20 protein-coding genes are annotated in these 21,954 nt (G+C 47.9%); 9 read left to right on the forward strand and 11 right to left on the reverse strand.

Going from position 1 to position 21,954, the window contains the following annotated elements:
* Positions 1–350 precede the first annotated feature (350 nt).
* Positions 351–1,769, forward strand: a complete 1,419-nt coding sequence (locus tag C7I86_RS06145) for a glycosyltransferase family 39 protein (RefSeq protein ID WP_230401104.1) — start codon at positions 351–353, stop codon at positions 1,767–1,769.
* On the opposite strand, the gene C7I86_RS06150 is transcribed toward C7I86_RS06145, so the two are convergent.
* A complete protein-coding gene (locus tag C7I86_RS06150; protein ID WP_020861678.1) occupies positions 1,762–4,590 on the reverse strand; it encodes a diguanylate cyclase in 2,829 nt (942 codons plus the stop codon). The genes C7I86_RS06145 and C7I86_RS06150 overlap by 8 nt on opposite strands.
* Before the next feature lie 217 nt (positions 4,591–4,807).
* On the opposite strand from C7I86_RS06150, the gene rseP reads away from it, so the two are divergent.
* From rseP to C7I86_RS06165, 3 genes are all read left to right on the forward strand, one after another.
* Positions 4,808–5,908 (forward strand): RIP metalloprotease RseP, encoded by a 1,101-nt coding sequence (gene rseP / locus C7I86_RS06155; RefSeq protein WP_010872391.1) that lies wholly within the window; start codon positions 4,808–4,810, stop codon positions 5,906–5,908.
* Positions 5,901–6,560: an endonuclease III gene (gene nth / locus C7I86_RS06160; RefSeq protein ID WP_010872392.1), complete on the forward strand. Its 660-nt coding sequence runs from the start codon at positions 5,901–5,903 to the stop codon at positions 6,558–6,560. Before rseP ends, nth begins: the two co-directional genes overlap by 8 nt.
* Positions 6,561–7,153: 593 nt before the next feature.
* Positions 7,154–7,603 carry a hypothetical protein gene (locus tag C7I86_RS06165; RefSeq protein ID WP_010872393.1) on the forward strand — a complete coding sequence of 150 codons (450 nt, stop codon included), beginning with the start codon at positions 7,154–7,156 and terminating at the stop codon, positions 7,601–7,603.
* Between the two features lie 31 nt (positions 7,604–7,634).
* On the opposite strand, the gene C7I86_RS06170 is transcribed toward C7I86_RS06165, so the two are convergent.
* The 4 genes from C7I86_RS06170 to C7I86_RS06185 all read right to left on the reverse strand — a co-directional run bounded on the left by C7I86_RS06170 (position 7,635) and on the right by C7I86_RS06185 (position 11,389).
* Positions 7,635–8,129 carry a nucleoside deaminase gene (locus tag C7I86_RS06170; RefSeq protein WP_010872394.1) on the reverse strand — a complete coding sequence of 165 codons (495 nt, stop codon included), beginning with the start codon at positions 8,127–8,129 and terminating at the stop codon, positions 7,635–7,637.
* Positions 8,130–8,168: 39 nt separating this feature from the next.
* Positions 8,169–8,594 (reverse strand): DUF29 family protein, encoded by a 426-nt coding sequence (locus tag C7I86_RS06175; RefSeq protein WP_010872395.1) that lies wholly within the window; start codon positions 8,592–8,594, stop codon positions 8,169–8,171.
* Positions 8,595–8,603: 9 nt separating this feature from the next.
* The gene (locus C7I86_RS06180) at positions 8,604–10,073 is read right to left on the reverse strand and encodes a DASH family cryptochrome (protein WP_014407097.1); all 1,470 of its coding nucleotides are present in this window, start codon (positions 10,071–10,073) and stop codon (positions 8,604–8,606) included.
* A 161-nt stretch (positions 10,074–10,234) separates the two neighbouring features.
* A complete protein-coding gene (locus C7I86_RS06185; RefSeq protein WP_010872397.1) occupies positions 10,235–11,389 on the reverse strand; it encodes a tetratricopeptide repeat protein in 1,155 nt (384 codons plus the stop codon).
* Positions 11,390–11,606: 217 nt separating this feature from the next.
* Here C7I86_RS06185 and opcA point away from each other — a divergent pair, with 217 nt between their 5' ends.
* Positions 11,607–12,980: a glucose-6-phosphate dehydrogenase assembly protein OpcA gene (opcA, locus tag C7I86_RS06190; RefSeq protein WP_014407098.1), complete on the forward strand. Its 1,374-nt coding sequence runs from the start codon at positions 11,607–11,609 to the stop codon at positions 12,978–12,980.
* A gap of 57 nt (positions 12,981–13,037) precedes the next feature.
* On the forward strand, positions 13,038–13,796 hold the full coding sequence (locus tag C7I86_RS06195) for an amino acid ABC transporter ATP-binding protein (protein ID WP_010872399.1): 759 nt from the start codon (positions 13,038–13,040) through the stop codon (positions 13,794–13,796).
* Positions 13,797–14,044: 248 nt separating this feature from the next.
* Here C7I86_RS06195 and lexA read toward each other — a convergent pair whose 3' ends face one another.
* From lexA to C7I86_RS06220, 4 genes are all read right to left on the reverse strand, one after another.
* Positions 14,045–14,656, reverse strand: coding sequence for a transcriptional repressor LexA (lexA, locus tag C7I86_RS06200; RefSeq protein WP_010872400.1), 612 nt, complete (start codon positions 14,654–14,656; stop codon positions 14,045–14,047).
* Positions 14,657–14,871: 215 nt separating this feature from the next.
* Entirely contained in the window at positions 14,872–15,867 is a 996-nt protein-coding gene (locus C7I86_RS06205; RefSeq protein ID WP_010872401.1) for a succinate dehydrogenase/fumarate reductase iron-sulfur subunit, read from the reverse strand.
* A gap of 293 nt (positions 15,868–16,160) precedes the next feature.
* On the reverse strand, positions 16,161–17,165 hold the full coding sequence (locus C7I86_RS06215) for a two-component system response regulator (protein WP_010872402.1): 1,005 nt from the start codon (positions 17,163–17,165) through the stop codon (positions 16,161–16,163).
* 12 nt (positions 17,166–17,177) lie between these two features.
* A complete protein-coding gene (locus C7I86_RS06220; protein ID WP_010872403.1) occupies positions 17,178–17,849 on the reverse strand; it encodes an energy-coupling factor ABC transporter ATP-binding protein in 672 nt (223 codons plus the stop codon).
* A gap of 163 nt (positions 17,850–18,012) precedes the next feature.
* On the opposite strand from C7I86_RS06220, the gene C7I86_RS06225 reads away from it, so the two are divergent.
* Together C7I86_RS06225 and C7I86_RS06230 are read left to right on the forward strand one after the other, a co-directional pair.
* Positions 18,013–18,939, forward strand: a complete 927-nt coding sequence (locus C7I86_RS06225) for a homogentisate phytyltransferase (protein ID WP_010872404.1) — start codon at positions 18,013–18,015, stop codon at positions 18,937–18,939.
* A gap of 58 nt (positions 18,940–18,997) precedes the next feature.
* Positions 18,998–20,089 (forward strand): tocopherol cyclase family protein, encoded by a 1,092-nt coding sequence (locus C7I86_RS06230; RefSeq protein ID WP_010872405.1) that lies wholly within the window; start codon positions 18,998–19,000, stop codon positions 20,087–20,089.
* Between the two features lie 71 nt (positions 20,090–20,160).
* Here C7I86_RS06230 and C7I86_RS06235 read toward each other — a convergent pair whose 3' ends face one another.
* A complete protein-coding gene (locus C7I86_RS06235; protein WP_010872406.1) occupies positions 20,161–20,730 on the reverse strand; it encodes a peroxiredoxin in 570 nt (189 codons plus the stop codon).
* A gap of 310 nt (positions 20,731–21,040) precedes the next feature.
* Between C7I86_RS06235 and C7I86_RS06240 the strand changes: the two genes are divergently transcribed.
* Entirely contained in the window at positions 21,041–21,460 is a 420-nt protein-coding gene (locus C7I86_RS06240; protein ID WP_010872407.1) for a Fur family transcriptional regulator, read from the forward strand.
* Positions 21,461–21,475: 15 nt separating this feature from the next.
* On the opposite strand, the gene C7I86_RS06245 is transcribed toward C7I86_RS06240, so the two are convergent.
* A complete protein-coding gene (locus C7I86_RS06245; protein ID WP_010872408.1) occupies positions 21,476–21,952 on the reverse strand; it encodes a DUF1499 domain-containing protein in 477 nt (158 codons plus the stop codon).
* Between the last annotated feature and the right edge of the window lie 2 nt (positions 21,953–21,954).

Consider the following 21,954-nt stretch of genomic DNA (forward strand, 5'->3'; position numbering starts at 1 on the left):
TTTATCGGGTTTAGTTTTCTTGCACCAAAATGACCTTTTTTTACCCAGCATTGATGGGAAGACTCGGCAGGGAGCGAGCTAAAATAGGTCGGTTTTCCCCAAGGGAATTAAGCCCCGTAACTTTGGTTGGTTCCTAGACAACGGTTTGTTAAATGGGGTGTTTCTTCCCCACTGAACCCCCGAAAACCCTAGTGAGGCTGGGCAATTTTGAGCCTATGACCACTAAATAATGGGGCGACGAGCTTGGCAAACACACTCTAAAAACCCAGAGAAATTCGAGAAAATTCGAGAAATTAATGAAACTAACTTGGTTGAATTCCTCGCGTCGGTTGATCTCGGTCATCATTTACTTGACCATTTTCATTCGGGTTTTGACCCTTGGCCTCTACGCTGTGGCGGACAGAACTGAAGCCCGCTACGCAGAAATTGGCCGCAAAATGGCAGAAACCGGCGACTGGATTACTCCCCAAATCGACTACGGTGTACCTTTTTGGGGTAAACCCCCCCTGTCTACCTGGTTGACGGCGGCATCATTTAAGGTTTTTAGTGTTAACGAATTTGCGGCTAGATTATCTTCTTTTATTCCCATTTTATTAGCCAGTTACTTGGTTTATTTATTGGCAAAAAATAAGGGAATTAACTACGCCTTAGTTAGCACCATGATCTTGATTACTACCCTGGGCTTCTTTGTCAGCAGTGGGGCAGTAATGACAGATCCAGCTTTGGTGTTGGGGACTACCCTATCTATGGTCGGTTTTTGGCAAGCTTACCGGGGTGAATCTAATGCAGGGCGTCTCTGGGGATATCTATTTTTTGTTGGGCTGGCGATCGGTTTATTAGCCAAGGGGCCCATTGGAGTTGTATTAGTTTTTCTCCCCCTATTTATTTGGATAATTTGGCAGAGAAATTTGCCCAGGGTTTGGAGACAATTACCTTGGATTCAAGGTATTTTATTGACGGCATTAATAGCAGTGCCATGGTATCTTTTGGCGGAAGCTAAAACCCCCGGTTTTTTGGATTATTTCATTGTCGGAGAACATTGGAAGCGCTTTGTGGAAAAGGGTTGGGAGGGAGATTTATACGGCAGTGGCCACGCCCATCCCTACGGCATGATCTGGGTGTATTGGTTGCTAGCGGCATTTCCCTGGTCATTGCTAACGTTGGGATTAGTAGGCAAGATTTTTTGGCAAATTAAAGTCAAACAAACTAAGCTGACTTTACCAACATTAGACTCGGAATGGCTTAGTTATTTGCTGTTGTGGACTGTGGCCCCAATGGTTTTCTTTACCCCCTCGGCCAATATTTTATGGACTTATGTTTTACCAGGCTTACCGGCATTTGCTTTGCTGTTGACGGAATTATTATTCATGGTTTGGCACGATCAGCCAGTCAATAAATATCTCATTGCTCCTGGTCTATTAATTCCTTTAGTATTTCTCTTTGCTTTACCAATAGTCATAAATGTAGCTAATAATAATTCGCAGAAATATGTCGTCGAACAATATCAACAATCCTGTAGGGAATCGGTACAGGAACCTAACTGTCAGTTGTTTTATGTGTTTAATCGACCCTACTCGGCGGAATTTTATTCTTCTGGTAAAGCAAAAAAAGTGGAAATGCACGAAATAGCCGCTGTTCTCAACAATAATAACCGCAATTATTTTGTTATTCGCACTGATGCGATTAAAGAGTTTCCTCCAGAAATTGCATCAAAATTAAATCAAGTGACTCAATACAGTGCCTATACCCTTTTTTCCCAGACTAATTGACTGGAAAAACCTCATCCGCCATCACAACTCGATTACGGCCGGCGGCCTTGGCTTGATAGAGAGCCCTATCTGCGGCTTGGATAATGTTGACCATGGTTTCTCCATGGTTGGGATAACAGGCTACCCCTAGGGAAACGGTCAATGTGCCCAATTCCTTTCCTTTGTATTCCACTTCCATGGAGGCGATCGCCTGACGGAGGGATTCAGCCTTGACTAGGGTATCTTCCAGGGAGGTTTGGGGCAAAACAATGGTCATTTCTTCCCCACCATACCGACAAGCAATGTCAGAACCGCGAATATTGCTTTGCAGAATGCGCCCAATGGTTTTCAGTACGTGGTCGCCGGCATCGTGCCCCAGTTGGTCATTGAATTGCTTGAAATGGTCAATGTCTCCCATAATTACCCCAATGGAATGGTTATAGCGCTTGGCCCGGCCAATCTCTTGTAAGAAAAATTGTTCTAAATAACGACGGTTAAATAACCCCGTGAGGGGGTCCCGGATACTCTGATTTTCCAACCTTTCCCGCAATTTAATATTGGCGATCGCCAGACTGACCTGTTCCGCCACCGCCTTGGCTAACTGTTGTTGGTCAGAACTAATTACCCCAGCCCGATCACTGCAAAGATTAAGCAAACCAAGGGTTTCCCCCTGGGCGATGAGGGGAATGCAAAGACTTTCTTGGGGCAAACATTCCGGATTGAGGTGGCTACATAACAAATCGTGCTGTTGCACCCCGACCAAATGGGGCTGTCCCAGGCGCAGAGCCCAGCAATCTGTGCCATTGAATAATGGTTCGGAGCAGGCTAAATTTCCCCAAGTTTTGACCTGTTCAAAATAGTTGGCAGTGGAGTCAAAAATAGAAATCGTGCCAGCAATGTTGGGAAACAACGGGGGAGCCAAGGCCGCCAAGCTAGCACAGGCATCGGCCACCACCACACAGGATTGCAAATATTGATTCAGGGTGGAAAGCAATTCCATCTCTTGATTGCGCCGTTTTAACTCCTCCAACCGTTGCGCTAACTGTTCATTGACCCGATTGACCTGTTCTTGACTTTCCGCCAAAGCTTGGGTGCGTTCTAAAACCCTTTGTTCCAATTTGGCATTGAGTTTTTCTAACTCCGCTTCTATTCTGTCCCGTTGATACAGGGCTTTTTTCTGTTCCTCCATGGGCACCACCACGCAGATGGTTAAATCCGGTTCCCCTTCAAAGGGGGATGCTCCCATCAAAATGGGAACGCGGCGGCCATTTTTGTGGTAGTACTCTTTTTCCCAGGGTTTTGTGAAACCATATATCCGTAGATTTTCGATGGCTTCCAAGTCTTGGCTTTTATATTCTGGGGGCGTAATCTGATCCCAACGCATTAAACCGGCTTCCAGTTCTTTTCTGGTGTAGCCGAGCATTTTCAAGAGGCAATCATTAGCTTCAGTAATTTGGCCATTGATATTGGCAAACATCATGCCGACAACAGCGGACTCAAACACTTTACGAAAGCGAGATTCACTATCCTGAAGGGCGGTTTCGACACTTTTTTGCTCAGTAACATCCATGGCCACCCCATGGAGACCAATCATTTCTCCCGCCCCATTGACCAGAGCTTCAATTTTTGCCCAGAGCCAGCCCTGACTGCCGTCCTGGCGGAAAAAACGGTAAACCAAATCCTGGGAATTTTGGCTTTCCAGAACCGATTGCACCACTTCGTCATGGCGTTGGCGATCGCCGGGGTGAATGGATGCGGTTAATTCTTCATAGCTGGGGGGATGTTCCAGACCAAACATGCGTAAAATCTCTTCCGACCACTGAATTTCCCCGGAGCCCGACAAAAATTTCCAGGTGCCCAATTTGGCTAAGCTTTGGGCTTCCGATAGTTCTGCTTCCCGTTGCCGTAGTTGCTCCTCTGCTAATTTTCGGGAAGTAATATCTATACCCGATCCAAGTATTTCTAGAAGATTGCCTTGGCTGTCAAAAATAGGTTCATTAGTCCAAGCGACCCAAACCCGATCGCCGTTTTTGCGGACATTTTCATTTTCGTTATATTTATAATTCTCAGGATTACGGCAAATATCTGCCACCATTGCCTCCAGATTTTGACCGGAGCTGCTGGTCCTAGGCACGATGGTATCGAACACCGACTTGCCCACCATTTCCTCTTTGCTAAAACCAAAAAAGTTGTGGCAATATTCGTTCGCGAAGGTGATTTCCCCCGTCGGTAACCAGCGCACAATAATCGTGTTAATCGACTCCACTAAACTGCGATATTTTTCTTCACTTTCTTCAATAGCTTGGCGAGCTTCATAACGTTCAGTAATGTCAATACAAGAACCGATATAACCCAAAAACTCTCCGTCTGGAGCAAGCCGAGGTACGCCATTGTCTAATAACCAACGGTATTCTCCCCCTCGATTCCGCAGGCGATATTCCATCGTAAACGGTTGCCGGGCATCAAAAGCTTCAACGTAGGTTTGCCAACAACGATCAAAATCGTCGGGATGAACCCCTTCAGCCCAACCATTGCCCTGCTCTTGTTCCAGAGTGCGACCAGTAAAATTGAGCCAAGGTTGATTAAAATAAAAACAGCCTTTGTCTAAGCCAGCAATCCAGATCAAAACCGGGGCGTGGTTGGCAAGGTAATTAAACATTTCTTCCCCTTCTTGAAGGATAGCCTCTAGAAATTTGCCGACATCCTCACCACTGTTAATATGTGATGCCTCTGAGAGAAAAGCAGAACGAAGAAAGGTCTGGAGTTTTAGGTTAGCAACGACTTCCTTTGAAGTTTCCAGTTTTGCTATTACCTTGCCAATATCTTGGTGCTCATCGCCCATATAATTCTGAGAGCCGCCATTGACTAACGGATAGAGTTGATATTGATAACTGTGTAATCTGGAATTTTTGTCAGATACCCTCACCTTCTTCAGGTTAACAGAAACTTAGGGGTTTGCATGGGCCAGGGAACACGGTCTGGCGGCCGTTGGGTTAAAATCGGGGGAATTACACGTTCGGCGGGATTTCGTCCCCAGTTTTTTCCTATTTGAGAAATTTATGTCAGTTTTAGCGGCGTTGGCGGCGATCGGAGTACTTGCAGTACTAATTGCTGTGCATGAGTTGGGCCACTTTGCGGCCGCCCGTTTACAGGGCATCCATGTCACTCGCTTTGCCTTAGGATTTGGGCCACCGCTGTTGAAATACCAAGGTGCCGAAACGGAATATTCCATCCGGGCTATTCCCCTGGGGGGCTACGTGGCGTTCCCCGACGATGATCCAGACAGTGAGATCCCTGCCGACGATCCTAACTTACTAAAAAATCGCCCCATCCTCGACCGGGCCATTGTGATTAGTGCTGGGGTAATTGCCAATTTAGTTTTTGCTTACTTTCTCCTGATTGGTCAAGTTAGCACCATCGGTTTCCAGAATATTCAACCTGGTTTGGTTATTCCCCAAGTGGACAGTGCCTCCGCCGCCCAGGTGGCTGGGATGGAGCCAGGGGATATTGTACTCTCCCTCCAGGGCAACACTCTACCCGGTTTTCCCGATGCCACCACCCAGTTTATCGACATTGTGCGGCGATCGCCGTCGGTGCCTATCACAGTAGAAGTGCAACGGGGGGAAGAAACTAAAACCTTGACCATTACCCCCACCCCAGATGCGGAAGGTAAAGGAAAAATTGGCGTTGCTCTGCTACCCAACGTGGAAACCAAACGGGCTAGCAATCCCCTGGAAGCTTTAACCTACAGCGCCGAGGCTTTTGAACGCATTGTGAAACTAACGACCCAGGGCTTTTGGCAATTAATCAGTAACTTTGCCGACAATGCTTCCCAGGTGGCGGGGCCAGTGAAAATTGTTGAGTATGGTGCTAACATTGCCCGCTCCGATGCCAGTAACCTGTTCCAATTTGGAGCGCTGATTAGCATTAACCTCGCTGTGATTAATATTCTGCCCCTACCTGCTTTGGATGGTGGGCAATTGGTGTTCCTGCTCATCGAAGGACTCCTGGGCAAACCCCTACCGGAAAAATTTCAGATGGGCGTAATGCAAACGGGGTTGGTGCTTCTGCTGAGCTTAGGGGTATTTTTAATTGTGCGGGATACCCTCAATTTGACCTTTGTGCAGGAGTTTTTGCCTTCCTTTACGGGCTATGAGTAGTTTGTTACGGAAAATGGCCAGTAAAAAACAACGGGCAACGGAAATTCTGCTCATTCTCAAAAAACTTTACCCAGGGGCCACCTGTAGTCTGGATTATCAAACCCCAGTACAGCTTTTGGTGGCCACTATTCTTTCGGCCCAATGCACCGATGAACGGGTCAACAAGGTGACTCCAGCCCTGTTTCAGCGTTATCCCGATGCCAACGCCCTGGCCTACGGCGATCGCCAAGAGATTGAAGAATTAATCCACTCCACCGGCTTTTTCCGCAATAAAGCTAAAAATATTCAGGGAGCTTGCCGCAAAATTGTCGAGGAATTTGACGGGGAAGTGCCCCAAAGAATGGAAGAGTTATTGACCCTACCGGGGGTGGCCCGCAAAACGGCCAATGTGGTGCTAGCCCATGCCTTTGGCATCCTGGCCGGGGTAACGGTGGACACCCACGTCAAACGCCTGAGCCAACGGTTGGGGTTAACTAAAGCGACCGATCCCATTCGTATTGAGCGGGATTTAATGAAACTGATTCCCCAGCCGGATTGGGAAAATTTTTCTATCCATATTATTTATCACGGTCGAGCGGTGTGTGCGGCCCGCAAGCCCCTCTGTGGGGAATGTCAGTTGGCCCATCTTTGTCCCAGTGCCCAAGCGAGTTGAGATCCACTGAAGGTTTGAATTGGAATCAGTTTACCGAGCTCCCCCAACTTCTCCATAGGGAAATTAAAACCTGTAACTTGGTCAAAGATTAGAAAAAAGTGATTAGTACTGGTGGAACGGCAAAAAAAAGCGGCCAGTTTCGTCCCCATTGATTAGGTTCGGAAACTAACCCTGTGCTACATTGTGCACCCGCTTTTTTGAATCCTGCCCTCATTATCTGATTCTCACTGGGGGTCAACAAGCCAATGGGTCACTGGTGAATGGTGATTCTAATCACAGGCGATCGGTGCCAGCTTTAAAAGTCTCCCTGGCCCCCAAATTTGGGGGGAAACTGAGTGAAAGTCCCCCATTATGGCCGGAGCTTGAGTGAGGAGATTTAGGGGACGAAATAAGACTTTCCGAACACGTTCTTAGGCGATCGCCAAATTTTTACCCTGGCATGGGCCGAGAAATGAGACTTTTTGGCCCTACTCCAGATAAACCCAACTAGTATGGTTGCAGGCGGCCTAGTCTCCGGCAGGGTCAGACCCAATGAATATACTGGGGAAATACTAAGCCTCAGTCCGTTTTAAATTAATAAATTCTTCTTGTTTATGCCCATTTCTCCCACCTCCCTAGCTAGCGATGATTACTGCGTCCTTGGTTTAGCCACCTGCTTTTTGCGGGAAGATGGTGATTTCCATGCGGTGGACATCATTGAACCCATTCCCTCGGCGGCCCTAGAAGCCATTCTCAAACAGGTGCCCACTTCTTACCAATGGGCGATCGCCGTGCGGGCGGGGGAAGTTTTCCAGGGGGAGGAAATTAAAAAACCAGCTATTTTTGATCAAAGTGCCCAATTCTGTGACGATTTTGCGGAACGGTTTACAGCGGCGGCCCGTACTTACCAAGTTCGGCCTCAAGCTAAGGAACATTTAGCCATTGGGGAAAAATGGGACAAATTTAACTTTTCTTTGGAGAAAAAACGCATTCTCAACGACAGCAAAGTGGTTAAAGCTGAAGATAACGTTAAGCAACATTCCCATACCCATCAAAGGCTGTAGTTGCAAAGTCCCAACGGGGTAATACCAACCTTCAGGAAACAAGGGATTGTTGTTTTTTCCTAGCCCGATGTTGGGCAAACCAATCCTGTAACTGTTCACGGCACTGTTCTTGGCACACTCCTCCTAAGCTTTGTAAGTGATGGTTAGAGGCAGCGCTGGCGGCCAAATCGAACACGCTGTCGATGGTGCCGGTTTTCGGGTCGGGGGTGCCATAAACTAATAAACCTAAACGGGCTTGGATAATGGCGCCGGTACACATGGGACAAGGTTCCAACGTAACGTAAAGGGTGCATTCATTCAATCGCCAATGGCCTAGCCGACGGCAAGCAGTTTGGATGGCTAACATTTCCGCATGGGCGATGGGATTTTGATCCCGTTGCTTACGATTTTGGCCTGTAGCTAAAACTTCTCCCATTGCATTGACAACCACTGCTCCCACGGGAATTTCCCCCACATTGCCCGCTTCCTCCGCTAAGGCGATCGCCATTTGCATCCAATCTTCATGGGTGGGTAGGGGTTGATCCATCAACTCTATTTAAACTTGTTTGTAAAACCGTTAGTAAAATCAGGCAAAACTAATTAACTTTATTGCTTGGCTGATAATAGCATTACGGTCTACTTTTTCCGCCAAATAAGCAGCATTGTAAATTCCGCCAAAGGCTTCTAGAGAAGCGTTATCCAAAGCTCGATCATCGGCTTCAGCCAAAATTTCTTGTAAGTCCGATTGACTGACATAATAGCACCCTGCTTTCCTGCGTTTATTAATGCGTTCTATGGCGTTGATAGCATTGCGAATGGAAACTTCCCAGGAATTAGTGCTTCTTGCCTCCGCCTGTTGTTTAATCAAATGAATCAGTAAAACAACGCAATAACTGTAAATTTTATTAATTTTATCCTCTTTGCTCATGGTTTCTAATTCATCGATTAAAGCCAGAGCGGCCGTGGTTTGCCCAGATTGCACTAATTGTTTTAATTCCAATAATTCTTCCATGGCGCTAACCTAAGCAATAACACCCATCTGTTCAATTTTACGGCGGGCTTCCACTGATTGGTGAAAATTAACACAGGGGCGGGGATAATCCACTCCCAATTGCACTCCCCATTGTTTTTGTTCCGTGGCAGATAATAACCAAGGCTGATGAATTTTGTCGCCGGGTAAATTTTTTAATTCTGGTAACCAATGGCGTAAATAGGTTCCCTGGGGATCGTATTGTTGGCTTTGTTTAGGAATATTAAAATAACGAAAATCCCTAGCGTCATTACCTATGCCAGCAGTGTAATTCCAATTGCCCCAATTACTGCATACATCGTAATCAATTAGGCAAGATTCAAACCATTCTGCGCCCCAACGCCAATCAATGCCCAGATTTTTACAAAGAAAACTGGCAACATTTTGCCGTCCCCGATTGGACATAAAGCCAGTGAGATTTAATTCCCGCATATTAGCATCCACCAAAGGATAACCAGTTTGTCCCGATCGCCAGAGTTCAAACCGGACTTGATCTTCTTGCCAGGGGAAATTTTTGTTCAGCAATCCCCCTCGATTAAATAACTTGTTGCCATATTTTTGGGCCACAAAACGGAAAAAGTCCCGCCAGAGTAACTCGAAAATCAACCAATGGGTAGAATCATTACTAACCCGTTCTTGTTCGTAACGTTTCACTTCTTGGTAAATGAACCGGGGGGAAAGGCAACCCAATGCTAACCAAGGGGAAAACTTACTAGAATAATCCGCTCCCACCATACCATTGCGGGTTTCTTTATAATCTTTTAGGCGATCGCCATGCCAAAAGTAGTCTTGTAACCTCGCTAAACCAGCGGTTTCTCCTCCTTGAAAAGCCAAAACAGAACGATGATCAAAATTAATTTGAGGAAAGAATTCGGGCGGTGGTGCGGTTAACTCCAGTTTAATATTGGGGCTAGGAAGCAGTTGGGATGGGGCAAAAAAACACGGACGAATCGATATTTTTTTCTTTTCAATATCTTTGCGAAACTTAGTAAATAAATCTGGTAAATCTTGAATGGAAAAGGGTAAATCTTCGGGATGGCAAAGGGTACTTCCCCAATAACCTTTTGCTTCTATACCTAAGATTGTTAATTGTTTAACTAAATTTCTTTCTACGTCTAGCTCTTCCTGGGTAACTTCCCGATGGTAATAAATAGTCTTAGCGTTGATTTGCTTGGCTATTTGGGGAATTACTTGCTCCGGTAGACCCGTTGTCACCAGCAATTTATTGCCCACTTTCTGCAAGCTTTCAGCCAAATTTTGTACAGATTGTTGGAGAAAATTACTCCGCCATGGCCCAGTTTTCGCAAATCCTTGGTGAGTCTGGGCAAATTGTCTGGGGTCGTAACAGTACACAGCGGTAATTGCTAAACCAGATTTTAGGGCCCGATGCAGGGGTTCATGGTCATGCAAACGCAGATCATTCCGAAACCAAACCAAAACCGTGGGGGGGACGTGTTTCAAAAGCCCCCCTGCTCCCCCAAGTTTGAGGGGAAGTTAAGTAAAAGTCCTCTAGTTTTGGAGGATTTAGACGGCAAAATAAAACTTTTCAAACAAATTCCAAGAGCTATGGACATCGATAGTTAAAAACACATAAGCAAAAGGATTGAAAGCTTGGAAAGGTCTTAATCCTGGGACAGTAGGCCTTGCAACTCTTCTAATCTTTCCTGGGCTTCCGGTAGGGTAGGTTCTAAAGTTAAAGCCTTTTCATAGCTGGGAATAGCCTCTTCTTTGCGCTCCATAGCTTCGAGCAGTAAACCCCGGCTTAACCAAACCTCAGCATCGTCGGGATTTTGTGCTAAAGCTTCATCAAAATTAGCCAAGGCCTCTTCTAACTTACCCATAACTCCCAACGCACTACCCCGATTTTGCCAGGCGGAAGTCATCTGGGGATTTAAACTGATCGCCTCCCCCCAACTGGCGATCGCCGTTTCCAGTTCTCCTCTCTGGGCCTGCTGTATGCCAAGGTTTAACCAATCTTCGGCAGTATGGGGTTCTTGGTTATTTTCAAATTGGGAGTTGTCGATGGTAACCGGGTCAACAAGAGGCCACAACTCTTCTTGTGCCAGAGCGGACGCAGTCCCCTGATCTTCGACTAAACTATCCACCGGAGCCGAGCTCGATTCACCCCCATGGTTCAAGGCTTCAGTTAACATTTCCTCTGGAATGGCGAATTTTTCCATCAATGCCCGCAAAATCACCTGGGGATCGGTGCTTTCAATGCCCAAAAAGCCAGCAAAATGGGTTGCCAAAGCGGCATCCTGGGGTAACCGTTGCACCAATTCATCAAAGGTGAAGGTTTCCATTTGCCCTTGGGCCTGGTCTATGGAAACTAGATCGGGGCCATCATATTCCCACACCGTATCCATCTGGGGCGGTGACTGCCGGGCATACAGCTCCCTGCCAATGCGCTGGGATTTATCGCCAATGGGAGCAATCTGGGGAAAGGATTGGGCCAATTCCCCCAAACGCATCATCCGGGCGGCTAGAACTAAATTGGGAGAAGGGGAAGCTAGCACCGTAGTTTGAAAACGGTCTAACCAATCAAGCCATTGCTTAGGCCGACAGCGGTGGTCTAACTGTTGAAAAAATTTGAGAATACGCCCTTCGTGCCAACCGTGGGCAATGCCTTCCAGCAGTTGATTAAACAAAAACTCATAGTCAGTGTCGCTCAGGGGGGGCAGTTCCTGGAGAGATTTAGTCCCCGGCCCTGGGCCGCCCACCAGGGGGGCAAAAAGTTGTTGGATCCACTGCCAAATACGCTGGAAAAATTTCTGCATCCTAAAATGGGGTGACGGTCACTGTTGACGGATTACGGGGGCGACACTTACTGACAATTATTCTAGGCCATGGTTTACCCATCCCCGGGGATTATCAACACTGGCGGGGTTTGGCCCCGGATTTTTGGCGATCGCCGGTTGTAATTTAGAATCTGCCACTACCATGGGGGGAAAGTATCAGCGTCATTGCCCAGTCCGATTCCATTGGAGCCATTGCATGAGTACCACCCAAGCCCCTCCCCTCGTTTCCCTCCAAGCCCCCAAGGACGTTTCCCTCGAGGCGATCGAATCTGAATTAGCCCAAATTTGGCAAACCAGTGCCCAAAAGGAGGAGGGTTTAATCGCTACTAGGGCCACCACCTTCAGTTTTTTGGTCTATGAACCGGACAGAGTGCAGTCCCTCCTGGCCGCCCTAGGCTACTACACTGGCCCCATTGATGGCATTACCGGCCCCCGCATGACCGCCGCCATTAAATCAGCTCAAAAAGCTTTGGGCGTTACCGCTACCGGACTATCTAGCCCAGAGTTTAAACAAGCATTACAAACTGCCTTTGAAACGGCCCACCGGGAAGGAAATTTACTCAGCACCGCTGAACGAATCACTAAACCCTATTCCCCGGACTTAGAAGGGAGTGGCATTGCCGACACCATTGCCGCCTCTAACCCCTGCCGCATTATTACCCTTTGCCCCACAGCGGAGGATGACCAGGGGGTACAGGCCCAGCTTTCCGCCTACTGCCCGATCCAAAAGACCCACCAAAATACCCTCATTTGTTGTGAATACATCACCCTACGGGGAACTTCCGATGCGCTGGAGCGGATTGGTGGTGTGATTACGGAGTTGATGCTACCGACCCTGCCCAAATATGTGTGGTGGAAAGCAAGTCCCGAAGCGGAATATGGGCTGTTTCAACGGTTGTTGTCCCATGCGGACATGATCATTGTGGATTCCAGCATTTTTAACAATCCCGAACAGGATTTGCTCCAGTTGGCTCAATTGGTTAATAAGCCAGAGGCGATAGCCGATTTAAATTGGAGTCGCTTGGCCCCGTGGCAGGAATTGACCGCTGAAGCCTTTGACCCGCCGGAGCGTCGTTCTGCAGTGGGGGAAATTGACCAAATTTCCATTGATTATGAAAAGGGTAACCATGCCCAAGCATTGATGTATTTGGGCTGGGTAGCCAGTCGTTTGCAGTGGACCCCCGTTAGTTATAGCTATCAGCCAGGGGTGTACGAAATTCACAAAATCCAATTCTGTGCTCCCAATCAACGGCCCATTGAAGCGGAGCTGGCCGGTTTACCCTTGGCTGATACAGGGCAGGTGCTGGGGGATTTAATTAGCCTTAAACTGGGCTCCACCAATACCCAAGCCCAATGCGGCACCGTACTGTGCTCCGGCACTGTTGGTTGTATGCGCATGGAAGCTGGGGGGGGAGCGCAAAATTACCGGGTGCAACAGGTCACCGCCCTGGATGATCAAAATACGGAACAGTTACTGGGACGACAATTGCAACGCTGGGGCCGGGATGCCCTCTACGATGAGTCCATGGCGATCGTGTTGGCAATTTTACAGTTATCCCAGGCAGGATAATGGCAGAATGGAGCAACAAGCGCCCTTTGCTTAATCTGTTCTTAACCTTAGTCGGCCATGACTTCCCCCACTGCTCCGTTAATTTCCTTTGACCAGTTGCAAAAAAACTTTGGCGCCCTCCAGGTTTTGCGGGGAGTAACGGGGGAAATTTACCCCAAAGATGTGATTTCTATCATTGGCCCTTCCGGTTGCGGCAAGAGCACTTTTTTGCGTTGCCTGAATCGCCTTGAACCCATCAGCGGTGGCCGTCTCGAAGTGGCGGGGGTGGACTTATCCGGGGCTAAAATTGACCAGAAACATCTGCGGCAGTTGCGGGTGCGGGTGGGCATGGTTTTCCAGCATTTCAATCTGTTTCCCCATCTGACGGTTTTGCAAAATCTCTTGCTGGCCCCCCGTAAGGTGTTACGCATTCCCATGGCGGAAGCTAAGGACCGGGCTTTAACCTACCTGGATAAAGTGGGTTTGGGCACTAAAGCTGATAACTACCCAGACCAACTCTCCGGCGGCCAAAAGCAACGGGTGGCGATCGCCAGGGGGCTGTGCATGAAGCCGGAAATTCTTTTATTCGATGAACCCACCAGCGCCCTAGACCCGGAATTAGTGGGGGAAGTGCTGAATGTGATGAAACAGTTGGCCGAAGAAGGCATGACCATGGCGGTGGTGACCCATGAGATGCAGTTTGCCCGGGAAGTATCCAATCGGGTCTTTTTCTTTAACCAAGGAATCATTGAAGAAGAGGGCGACCCCAACGAAGTTTTTCGCAATCCCAAGAGCGATCGCCTACGGGCATTTCTCAGTCGCATTCAGTCCAGTTAATCCCTTGGGCTCACAAAAATTTCTAGAATTGTCCGTAATTTCACGGTTGTTTTTTCAATCGAATTTTCTGCTTTTCCTCCCTTTTTTCTTGGGGGATGGGGTTTTGAAACAAAACGCCTAGGACGAATGCCCCGGTGACCACCCTAGATAGCCATAAAAACAGGCCAGCGAAAGGCGATCGCCAGCCTAGGGATAGAAGTAAAAAGTTTTACCAGTGTGGTTTTTGAGCTGTTCCCGGTAATGCCGGGCTAAACTCCCTGGAAATTGCGCCAAACCCCCATTAAAATCCCCTGGATTTCAACATCGCTGGCTTTCAATTCTTGGCCAGGGCCTTTGTTGTTGGAGGCTTTGAGTACGACCTTAGTGCCATCTTGGTAATAGCGTTTGATAGCAATCTTGCCCCCCTTAATACTGGCGGCGACCAATTCCCCATCTTCGATTTCCTCTTCTCCAGTCACAGAACGGAGAATCAGCATATCACCTTCGACAATAAAATCGTCCACGAGGTCATTGCTCATGACCCTGAGGGCAAAAACCGATGATTTCTTCATCAGGGGGGCAAAGTCAATCTTTTCCACTTCCTCTGCGTCCGCTTCCACCAGTTCACCGCCTTTGAGTTCGCCAATGACGGAAACTCCTTTTGGTTTTTGGTGGAGAATTCTCAGGGTGCGGGCTTTGCCGTCAGTCCAATCAACGTAACCCTTATTGCGTAACCGTTCCAATCGACTTTGAATGGGGGCCGGAGAACGCAAATTCATGGCCCGCATCATTTGGCGGATGGAGGGGGCGTGCTGGGTTTCGTCAATGTAACTAACTAACCAGTCAAAAAGTTCTTTTTGGGCTCGGGTGAGAGGTTCCATGTAATATCTCCTATAGGAATGTATTTAGGACTCTAGGACTATTTTAAACCCAGTCATAACATTCAGGGCAATCATACTAAAAAAGATACAAAATTTTACATTTCTTCCGACGGTTCCTCATTTTCGGCCAGCAGAAGGCGATCGCCGCTGTGATTGAGGGCGAAAAAGCAAAATTGAGACTACCCCGAAAAATGTTACTGTTATCGCCGAAGATCTCAGAAATTGGCAAGTTTTTCCGCTTCTTGCACCTGTTCGATTAAGCTCCGCACTTCCTCAGTACCGGCGGAAGGTTCAAAGCCCAGGGGAAATTTGCCACTGCTAATCATCCGCAGGCCCAGGGGCAAAATACTAGCAATACCTTTGAGATCCCGGAAGAAATTACCCACTACGTAAATACCGAACTTACGCTCATCCACCCAACCACCGGCTTTAACCAAATCCACCATAACTTTGCGGTGGCGCACCGGGCGACTGTCCTGGGCTGTTTTCTGGGCCAGAAGGGCAGACTTAATTTTCCCAATCTGGTCCATGGGGGCCACTTCCATGGGGCAGACTTCGTTACAGAGGTAACAACGGGTACAGCCCCAGGCCCCGGCTGTAGCATTGTTGTAGCTTTCGAGGCGATCGGCTGTGGCTCCATCCCGGGAGTCGGTTAATAATCTTTGGGCTTTGGCCAGGGCATGGGGGCCGACAAAATCGGGATTAACAGATTTAGCGTTGCACTCGGAATAGCAAGCTCCACAGAGAATGCAATTGCCCATTTGGTTGAGTTTTTCCCTTTCCGCTGGGGTTTGGAGAAATTCCCGTTCCGGCACCTTGCGCCCCTGGGTACTAACGTAGGGCTCCACCCGTTCCAAGTCGTCCCAGAAGGGTTGCATATCCACAATTAGATCTTTGATGACGGGCAAATTACCGAGGGGAGCCACCGTCACCACAGGAATGCCTGCTTCGTTAACCTGGGTAAATAATCTGGTTTCACTGCCCACATTTTCCTTACAAGCCAAGGCCGATCGCCCATTAACCCGCATACTGCAACTGCCACAGATGGTATTGCGACAATTTTTGCGGAAGTTTAAACTGCCGTCCTGTTCCCATTTAATCTGATTTAAACACTCCAAAATGGTGGCACCGGGCTCCACTTCTAGATCAAATTTTTCTAGGTAGGGAGACTGTTGCGGTTTTTGGCGCAAAATTTGAAATTGGACTTGCATAGGAAATACCCTGGGAAAAGCAATATGGGCGGAGGCTACCTCACAGTTTAGATTAAGACCCCGTTGCTGGCTTTTTTTGTCGAGAACCCCCTAGAATTGTGCCTATTTTCCCAAGTCTTTGACACCATTGAGCAACATCACTAAGCCTGCCACTAAAATTCCCAAGGCGATCGCCCCTAAAATCCAATCTAAATTAGCCGTATTTTCCATACTTTCCATGGGTTAATGCCCAGGGGGCAGCGAATGATTTGGATGGGTAACCATGACTACTTTTCACCCAGTCCTAGAGCATACTAATTCAACTTTTGGGCCAAACTCTCTTCTATGGAATTTTTGTTAATAAAATTGACAAACTTTTCCACCATTTCTGGATTACGCCAACCCCGTCGGGCTTCTCCTTGTAAAATTTCCAAAGCCTGGGCCGTATTCACCGCTTCCTTATAGCGACGGTTACTGGTTAGGGCAGTGAAAATATCAATGATTTGAAAAACCTGAGCTAGCAGGGGAATTTCCTTACCCCGGAGAGCATCAGGGTAGCCACTGCCATCCCAGCGTTCATGGTGATAGCGCATAATTTCCCCCACAGCCCTACGCCCAGCCAGGGGTTCAAAAATGGTAGCCGCCACATGGACATGGTCCCTCACGCAGTCCAATTCTGTGGAGTTGAGGGGCCCTTGCTTGAGCATAATTTCATCGGGCACTTGGATCAGTCCCAAATCGTGTAGCCGAGCCGCAAAAACAAGGTCATCAATTTGCCCCTGTTCTAGACCGATAAATTCGCCAAAACCCTCTATTAGTTGACTACAGGTGATGCTAGCCTCCCCAACAGCGTAGCGTTCTTCAATCACCGCCGCTAAGCGAAATAAAACCTGTTCAATTTGGGCTACGGATTCGGCTAATTTCTTTTTCTGGATCAGTAAATCCACCTGATTGAGCAGTTCCACCCGCTCCAAGGGTTTGAGCAAATAGGCATCGGCCCCACTGGCCCGACTACGGAGACGGCATTGGGGGTCGTCCATGGCATTGGTGAGAATGATGGGAATATATTGCCCGACGGGGCTATGTTTGATTGCCTGACACAATTCAATGCCATTTTGGTGGGCCAAATTGACGTCCATCAACACTAAGTCCGGATCAACTTTTTCCACCTGTTCCACCACTTGGCCACAACTGAATCCTTTGGTGGTCTCCCCTTCAATAATTTGGTAATTGTTCAAACGCAAAAGGTCGGCGCTGGCGATGCGACTGTAGGGGTGGTCGTCCAACAAAAAAATACGGAGGGGAGAAATTTGGTTCACGGATAGGTGGGGTTAAACTGCGGTCTTGTTCATCATTCTTTGCTTGAGGGGTTTGGGATCTCCCTGCGCCACAATTTTGCCTTCCTCCAACAGAAAGGCTCCATCACAATAGTCTAGCTCGTCTAAGCGATGGGTTACCCACAGGGCGGTGATGCCCCTTTGTTTGACTAATTTTTGTACTTGCAATACCAATTCCTGTTGACTATCTCGGTCCAGCAAGGCAGTGGGCTCATCCAATAAAAGCACGGAACAGTGTCTGGCGATCGCCCCGGCAATGGCAATGCGTTGTTTTTGGCCGCCACTGAGGGCATAGATGGGACGGCGGGCCATCTCAGCTAGGTTAACCGCTTGCAGGGCTTCTCCTACCCGGACTTGTACTTCCTGGGGAGAAAGTTTTTCCTTGACTAAACCAAAGGCAATATCGGCCCCGACGGTGGGCATAACTAATTGATGGTCAGGATTTTGGAAAACAAAGCCCATGGGTTCGGCCAGTTTCACCAGACCGGATTGGGGGGTGAGGAGTCCCGCCAATAACCTTAATAGGGTAGATTTTCCACTACCATTGGTGCCCAACAGCATCCAAAACTGACCTTGGGGCACCGCCAGACTACAGTTTTGCAAACCGGGGCGATCGGCAGACCATTGAAAATTTAGGTCCTGGGCAATGATGGCGGGGGTGGACATGGAAATGTGATGGAATAAGGCTCTCCAATTCTAGGTTACCGAGCCAAATGTGGGTCGATGGGCAATGGACTTTGCCTTTGCTCTGGATTAGGGCAGGAAAATGGTCCGGCCTTGGTGGGTTTAGGTACACTGCAAAGAGATTTCATTTCTCAAAATTATTGCCATGGCAACTATCCAAGCTTTTTGGCGCTTCTCCCGCCCCCATACCATCATTGGTACAACTCTGAGCGTCTGGGCTGTGTATCTGTTAACTATTCTCGGGGATGGAAACTCAGTTAACTCCCCTGCTTCCCTGGATTTAGTGTTCGGCGCTTGGCTGGCCTGCCTGTTGGGTAATGTGTACATTGTCGGCCTCAACCAATTGTGGGATGTGGACATTGACCGCATCAATAAGCCGAATTTGCCCCTAGCTAACGGAGATTTTTCTATCGCCCAGGGCCGTTGGATTGTGGGACTTTGTGGCGTTGCTTCCTTGGCGATCGCCTGGGGATTAGGGCTATGGCTGGGGCTAACGGTGGGCATTAGTTTGATTATTGGCACGGCCTATTCGGTGCCGCCAGTGAGGTTAAAGCGCTTTTCCCTGCTGGCGGCCCTGTGTATTCTGACGGTGCGGGGAATTGTGGTTAACTTGGGCTTATTTTTATTTTTTAGAATTGGTTTAGGTTATCCCCCCACTTTAATAACCCCCATCTGGGTTTTGACTTTATTTATCTTAGTTTTCACCGTGGCGATCGCCATTTTTAAAGATGTGCCAGATATGGAAGGCGATCGGCAATTTAAGATTCAAACTTTAACTTTGCAAATCGGCAAACAAAACGTTTTTCGGGGAACCTTAATTTTACTCACTGGTTGTTATTTAGCCATGGCAATCTGGGGCTTATGGGCGGCTATGCCTTTAAATACTGCTTTCTTGATTGTTTCCCATTTGTGCTTATTAGCCTTACTCTGGTGGCGGAGTCGAGATGTACACTTAGAAAGCAAAACCGAAATTGCTAGTTTTTATCAGTTTATTTGGAAGCTATTTTTCTTAGAGTACTTGCTGTATCCCTTGGCTCTGTGGTTACCTAATTTTTCTAATACTATTTTTTAGGGTTTTTAGAACTATTTAGTATCTTCTTCAATTAGCATCATAAATTCTCTCAATCTCCATGAAATTTCCGCCCCACAGTGGTTACCATTGGCAAGGTCAATCACCTTTCTTTGAAGGTTGGTACGTGCGCCTGCTTTTGCCCCAATCCGGGGAAAGTTTTGCTTTTATGTACTCCATCGAAAATCCTGCTAGCGATCATCATTACGGCGGCGGTGCTGTGCAAATTTTAGGGCCGGCTACGAAAAAACAAGAAAATCAGGAAGACCAACTTGTTTGGCGGACATTTCCCTCGGTAAAAAAATTTTGGGCCAGTCCTCGCCAGTTTGCCCTAGGGCATTGGGGAAAATGTAGGGATAACAGGCAGGCGAAACCCCTACTCTCCGAAGAATTTTTTGCCACGGTCAAGGAAGGTTATCAAATCCATCAAAATCAGCACCAAGGACAAATCATTCATGGCGATCGCCATTGTCGTTGGCAGTTCACCGTAGAACCGGAAGTAACTTGGGGGAGTCCTAACCGATTTCCTCGGGCTACAGCGGGTTGGCTTTCCTTTTTACCCTTGTTTGATCCCGGTTGGCAAATTCTTTTAGCCCAAGGTAGAGCGCACGGCTGGCTGAAATGGCAGAGGGAACAGTATGAATTTGACCACGCCCTAGTTTATGCCGAAAAAAATTGGGGTCACTCCTTTCCCTCCCGCTGGTTTTGGCTCCAAGCAAATTATTTTCCTGACCATCCAGGACTGAGCGTCACTGCCGCTGGCGGGGAACGGATTGTTCTTGGTCGCCCCGAAGAGGTAGCTTTAATTGGCTTACATCACCAAGGTAATTTTTACGAATTTGGCCCGGGCCATGGCACAGTCACTTGGCAAGTAGCTCCCTGGGGCCGTTGGCAATTAAAAGCCAGCAATGATAGGTATTGGGTCAAGTTGTCCGGAAAAACAGATAAAAAAGGCAGTTTAGTCCACACTCCCACCGCCCAGGGCTTACAACTCAACTGCCGAGATACCACTAGGGGCTATTTGTATTTGCAATTGGGATCTGTGGGTCACGGCCTGATAGTGCAAGGGGAAACGGACACCGCGGGGCTAGAAGTTGGAGGTGATTGGGGTTTAACAGAGGAAAATTTGAGCAAAAAAACAGTGCCATTCTGAGGGAATAACACTGCCTTGTTTTGATTCGTTAGGTTTCAGTCAAGTAATCACATTGAAATGCTCTGACAGACTTAGCCGACAAAAGCTTTAACGGGCTCAGAAACCCCGGGCGCTTCAGCACCTTTGAGGTAGGCCAACATGGTGTCAGCGTCGGAACACTCGAAGGGATCTACGGGACAGTTGTCACCGAACTCAGGCTCAATAAACATTTTTTCGATTTTGCCATCGTTGACAAACATGGAATAGCGCCAGGAACGCATCCCGAAACCGAGGTTGGATTTTTCCACCAACATACCCATTTTGCGGGTGAATTCGCCGTTACCATCGGGTAGTAATTTCACTTTGTCGGCACCAATTTGTTTGCCCCATTGGAACATAACAAAGGCATCGTTCACAGATAGACAGATGATGTCATCTACTCCCAAGGCTTGGAATTCTTCAAACAACTGCTCGTAGCGGGGCAAGTGGTTAGAAGAACAGGTGGGGGTGAAGGCACCGGGTAGGGAGAAAAGCACAACCTTTTTGCCACCAAAGATTTGTTCAGTGGTTTTGTCTTCCCAACGGTAGGGATTGGGACCAGGTACAGATTCGTCACGGACACGGGTTTTGAACACTACACTGGGAACTCGTTCGGGGGTCATGGTTACCTCTGGCTATCTAAACGACTAAATTTTTCTGAGGGGATGGAGCATTTTTCATCAATGCTTGCCCTCTTTTCTCAGAATAGTTCTGAGATAGAAATAAGTCAAGCTTAAAAATTAATATTTTTTTTATAATTATTCTATCTAATAGTCCTTCTAGAAAATGTTAAGCTAGATAGACTATAGCCAAACAGTGCGGATCATTATCATTGGTGTGCTGGCCAGGACCCATGGTTCCTGAGGTTTGCCCAGAGGGACTTACCCATCAAAAATCAGCGAATGTTGCCGCACCGATGTTAGGAGGAACAGTATGCCCTTAAACAGAGAAGAAATTATTCAAACGCTGAAGGAGCGGGGGCTGCGGGTTACTCCCCAGCGCTATGGGGTCTATGCCAATCTACTCCAACGTCGGGATCATCCCAGCGCAGAACAGTTATTGTTTGACCTTAATCAAGCTGCCCCCACGTCTTCCCAGGCCACGGTGTACAGTTCCCTCAAGGCTTTGCAATCTGTGGGATTAATCCGGGAAGTTCTATTGGAAGAAGGGGTCTGTCGCTACGATGCCAATGTGGAGCCCCACCATCATTTTTGTTGTCGTCATTGCGGGGCGATAGAGGATGTGGATTGGGAGGAGTTACCAGCGGTGGACCTAGGCAAACTCAGGGTGGGACTCAAGGCGGAACGTTATGAAATTACCGTCCATGGGGTCTGTGAAAACTGCGGCGATTAGTTTTTGAACAATGTTCTAATTGCCTTGTTCTAGATCTGCTAGGGCCAAACGGATTTGTTCTAAACGGCGGCGGTTAACCCCCAAATCCGATTCCCCCAACCGGGATGCGGAACGGACTTCAATCACAGGGCGATCGCCAGGGAAATAAAATTCGAGGTCATCGACAAAACCCATCAAACGACTGCGGACTTCTGCCCGAATGTAATTATCTTGGGATTGCACAATGGTAGTCCCGGGCACTACCCCCAAAATTTCCGTTAACAAATTACGGGCATTGGCCAAATCTCCTTGGTAATGGAGGGGCTCAATGGCGTGGATAGAATCAGCACTAATTTGACTGTTCACACAATTGGGCATGTCGGGACAGGGGGCTAATTGTCCACTTGTGATCCCTAAGTTTTCCGGTGGGGAGCCGGCAAAGATTTGTTCAAAGCCTGGTAGGGCAGCAAACCAAACCATCCCCGATAGCAACACAGCCAATAGCGCACCCATGA

The sequence above is a fragment of the Synechocystis sp. IPPAS B-1465 genome (genome assembly GCF_003015225.1).
GTDB lineage: Bacteria > Cyanobacteriota > Cyanobacteriia > Cyanobacteriales > Microcystaceae > Synechocystis.

Coding starts and splice junctions, on each gene's coding strand:
- C7I86_RS06150 (WP_020861678.1), bottom strand. CDS start 4,590: ATGGGCGATGAGCACCAAGATATTGGCAAGGTAATAGCAAAACTGGAA.
- rseP (WP_010872391.1), top strand. CDS start 4,808: ATGTCAGTTTTAGCGGCGTTGGCGGCGATCGGAGTACTTGCAGTACTA.
- nth (WP_010872392.1), top strand. CDS start 5,901: ATGAGTAGTTTGTTACGGAAAATGGCCAGTAAAAAACAACGGGCAACG.
- C7I86_RS06165 (WP_010872393.1), top strand. CDS start 7,154: ATGCCCATTTCTCCCACCTCCCTAGCTAGCGATGATTACTGCGTCCTT.
- C7I86_RS06170 (WP_010872394.1), bottom strand. CDS start 8,129: ATGGATCAACCCCTACCCACCCATGAAGATTGGATGCAAATGGCGATC.
- C7I86_RS06175 (WP_010872395.1), bottom strand. CDS start 8,594: ATGGAAGAATTATTGGAATTAAAACAATTAGTGCAATCTGGGCAAACC.
- C7I86_RS06185 (WP_010872397.1), bottom strand. CDS start 11,389: ATGCAGAAATTTTTCCAGCGTATTTGGCAGTGGATCCAACAACTTTTT.
- opcA (WP_014407098.1), top strand. CDS start 11,607: ATGAGTACCACCCAAGCCCCTCCCCTCGTTTCCCTCCAAGCCCCCAAG.
- C7I86_RS06195 (WP_010872399.1), top strand. CDS start 13,038: ATGACTTCCCCCACTGCTCCGTTAATTTCCTTTGACCAGTTGCAAAAA.
- lexA (WP_010872400.1), bottom strand. CDS start 14,656: ATGGAACCTCTCACCCGAGCCCAAAAAGAACTTTTTGACTGGTTAGTT.
- C7I86_RS06205 (WP_010872401.1), bottom strand. CDS start 15,867: ATGCAAGTCCAATTTCAAATTTTGCGCCAAAAACCGCAACAGTCTCCC.
- C7I86_RS06220 (WP_010872403.1), bottom strand. CDS start 17,849: ATGTCCACCCCCGCCATCATTGCCCAGGACCTAAATTTTCAATGGTCT.
- C7I86_RS06225 (WP_010872404.1), top strand. CDS start 18,013: ATGGCAACTATCCAAGCTTTTTGGCGCTTCTCCCGCCCCCATACCATC.
- C7I86_RS06230 (WP_010872405.1), top strand. CDS start 18,998: ATGAAATTTCCGCCCCACAGTGGTTACCATTGGCAAGGTCAATCACCT.
- C7I86_RS06235 (WP_010872406.1), bottom strand. CDS start 20,730: ATGACCCCCGAACGAGTTCCCAGTGTAGTGTTCAAAACCCGTGTCCGT.
- C7I86_RS06240 (WP_010872407.1), top strand. CDS start 21,041: ATGCCCTTAAACAGAGAAGAAATTATTCAAACGCTGAAGGAGCGGGGG.
- C7I86_RS06245 (WP_010872408.1), bottom strand. CDS start 21,952: ATGGGTGCGCTATTGGCTGTGTTGCTATCGGGGATGGTTTGGTTTGCT.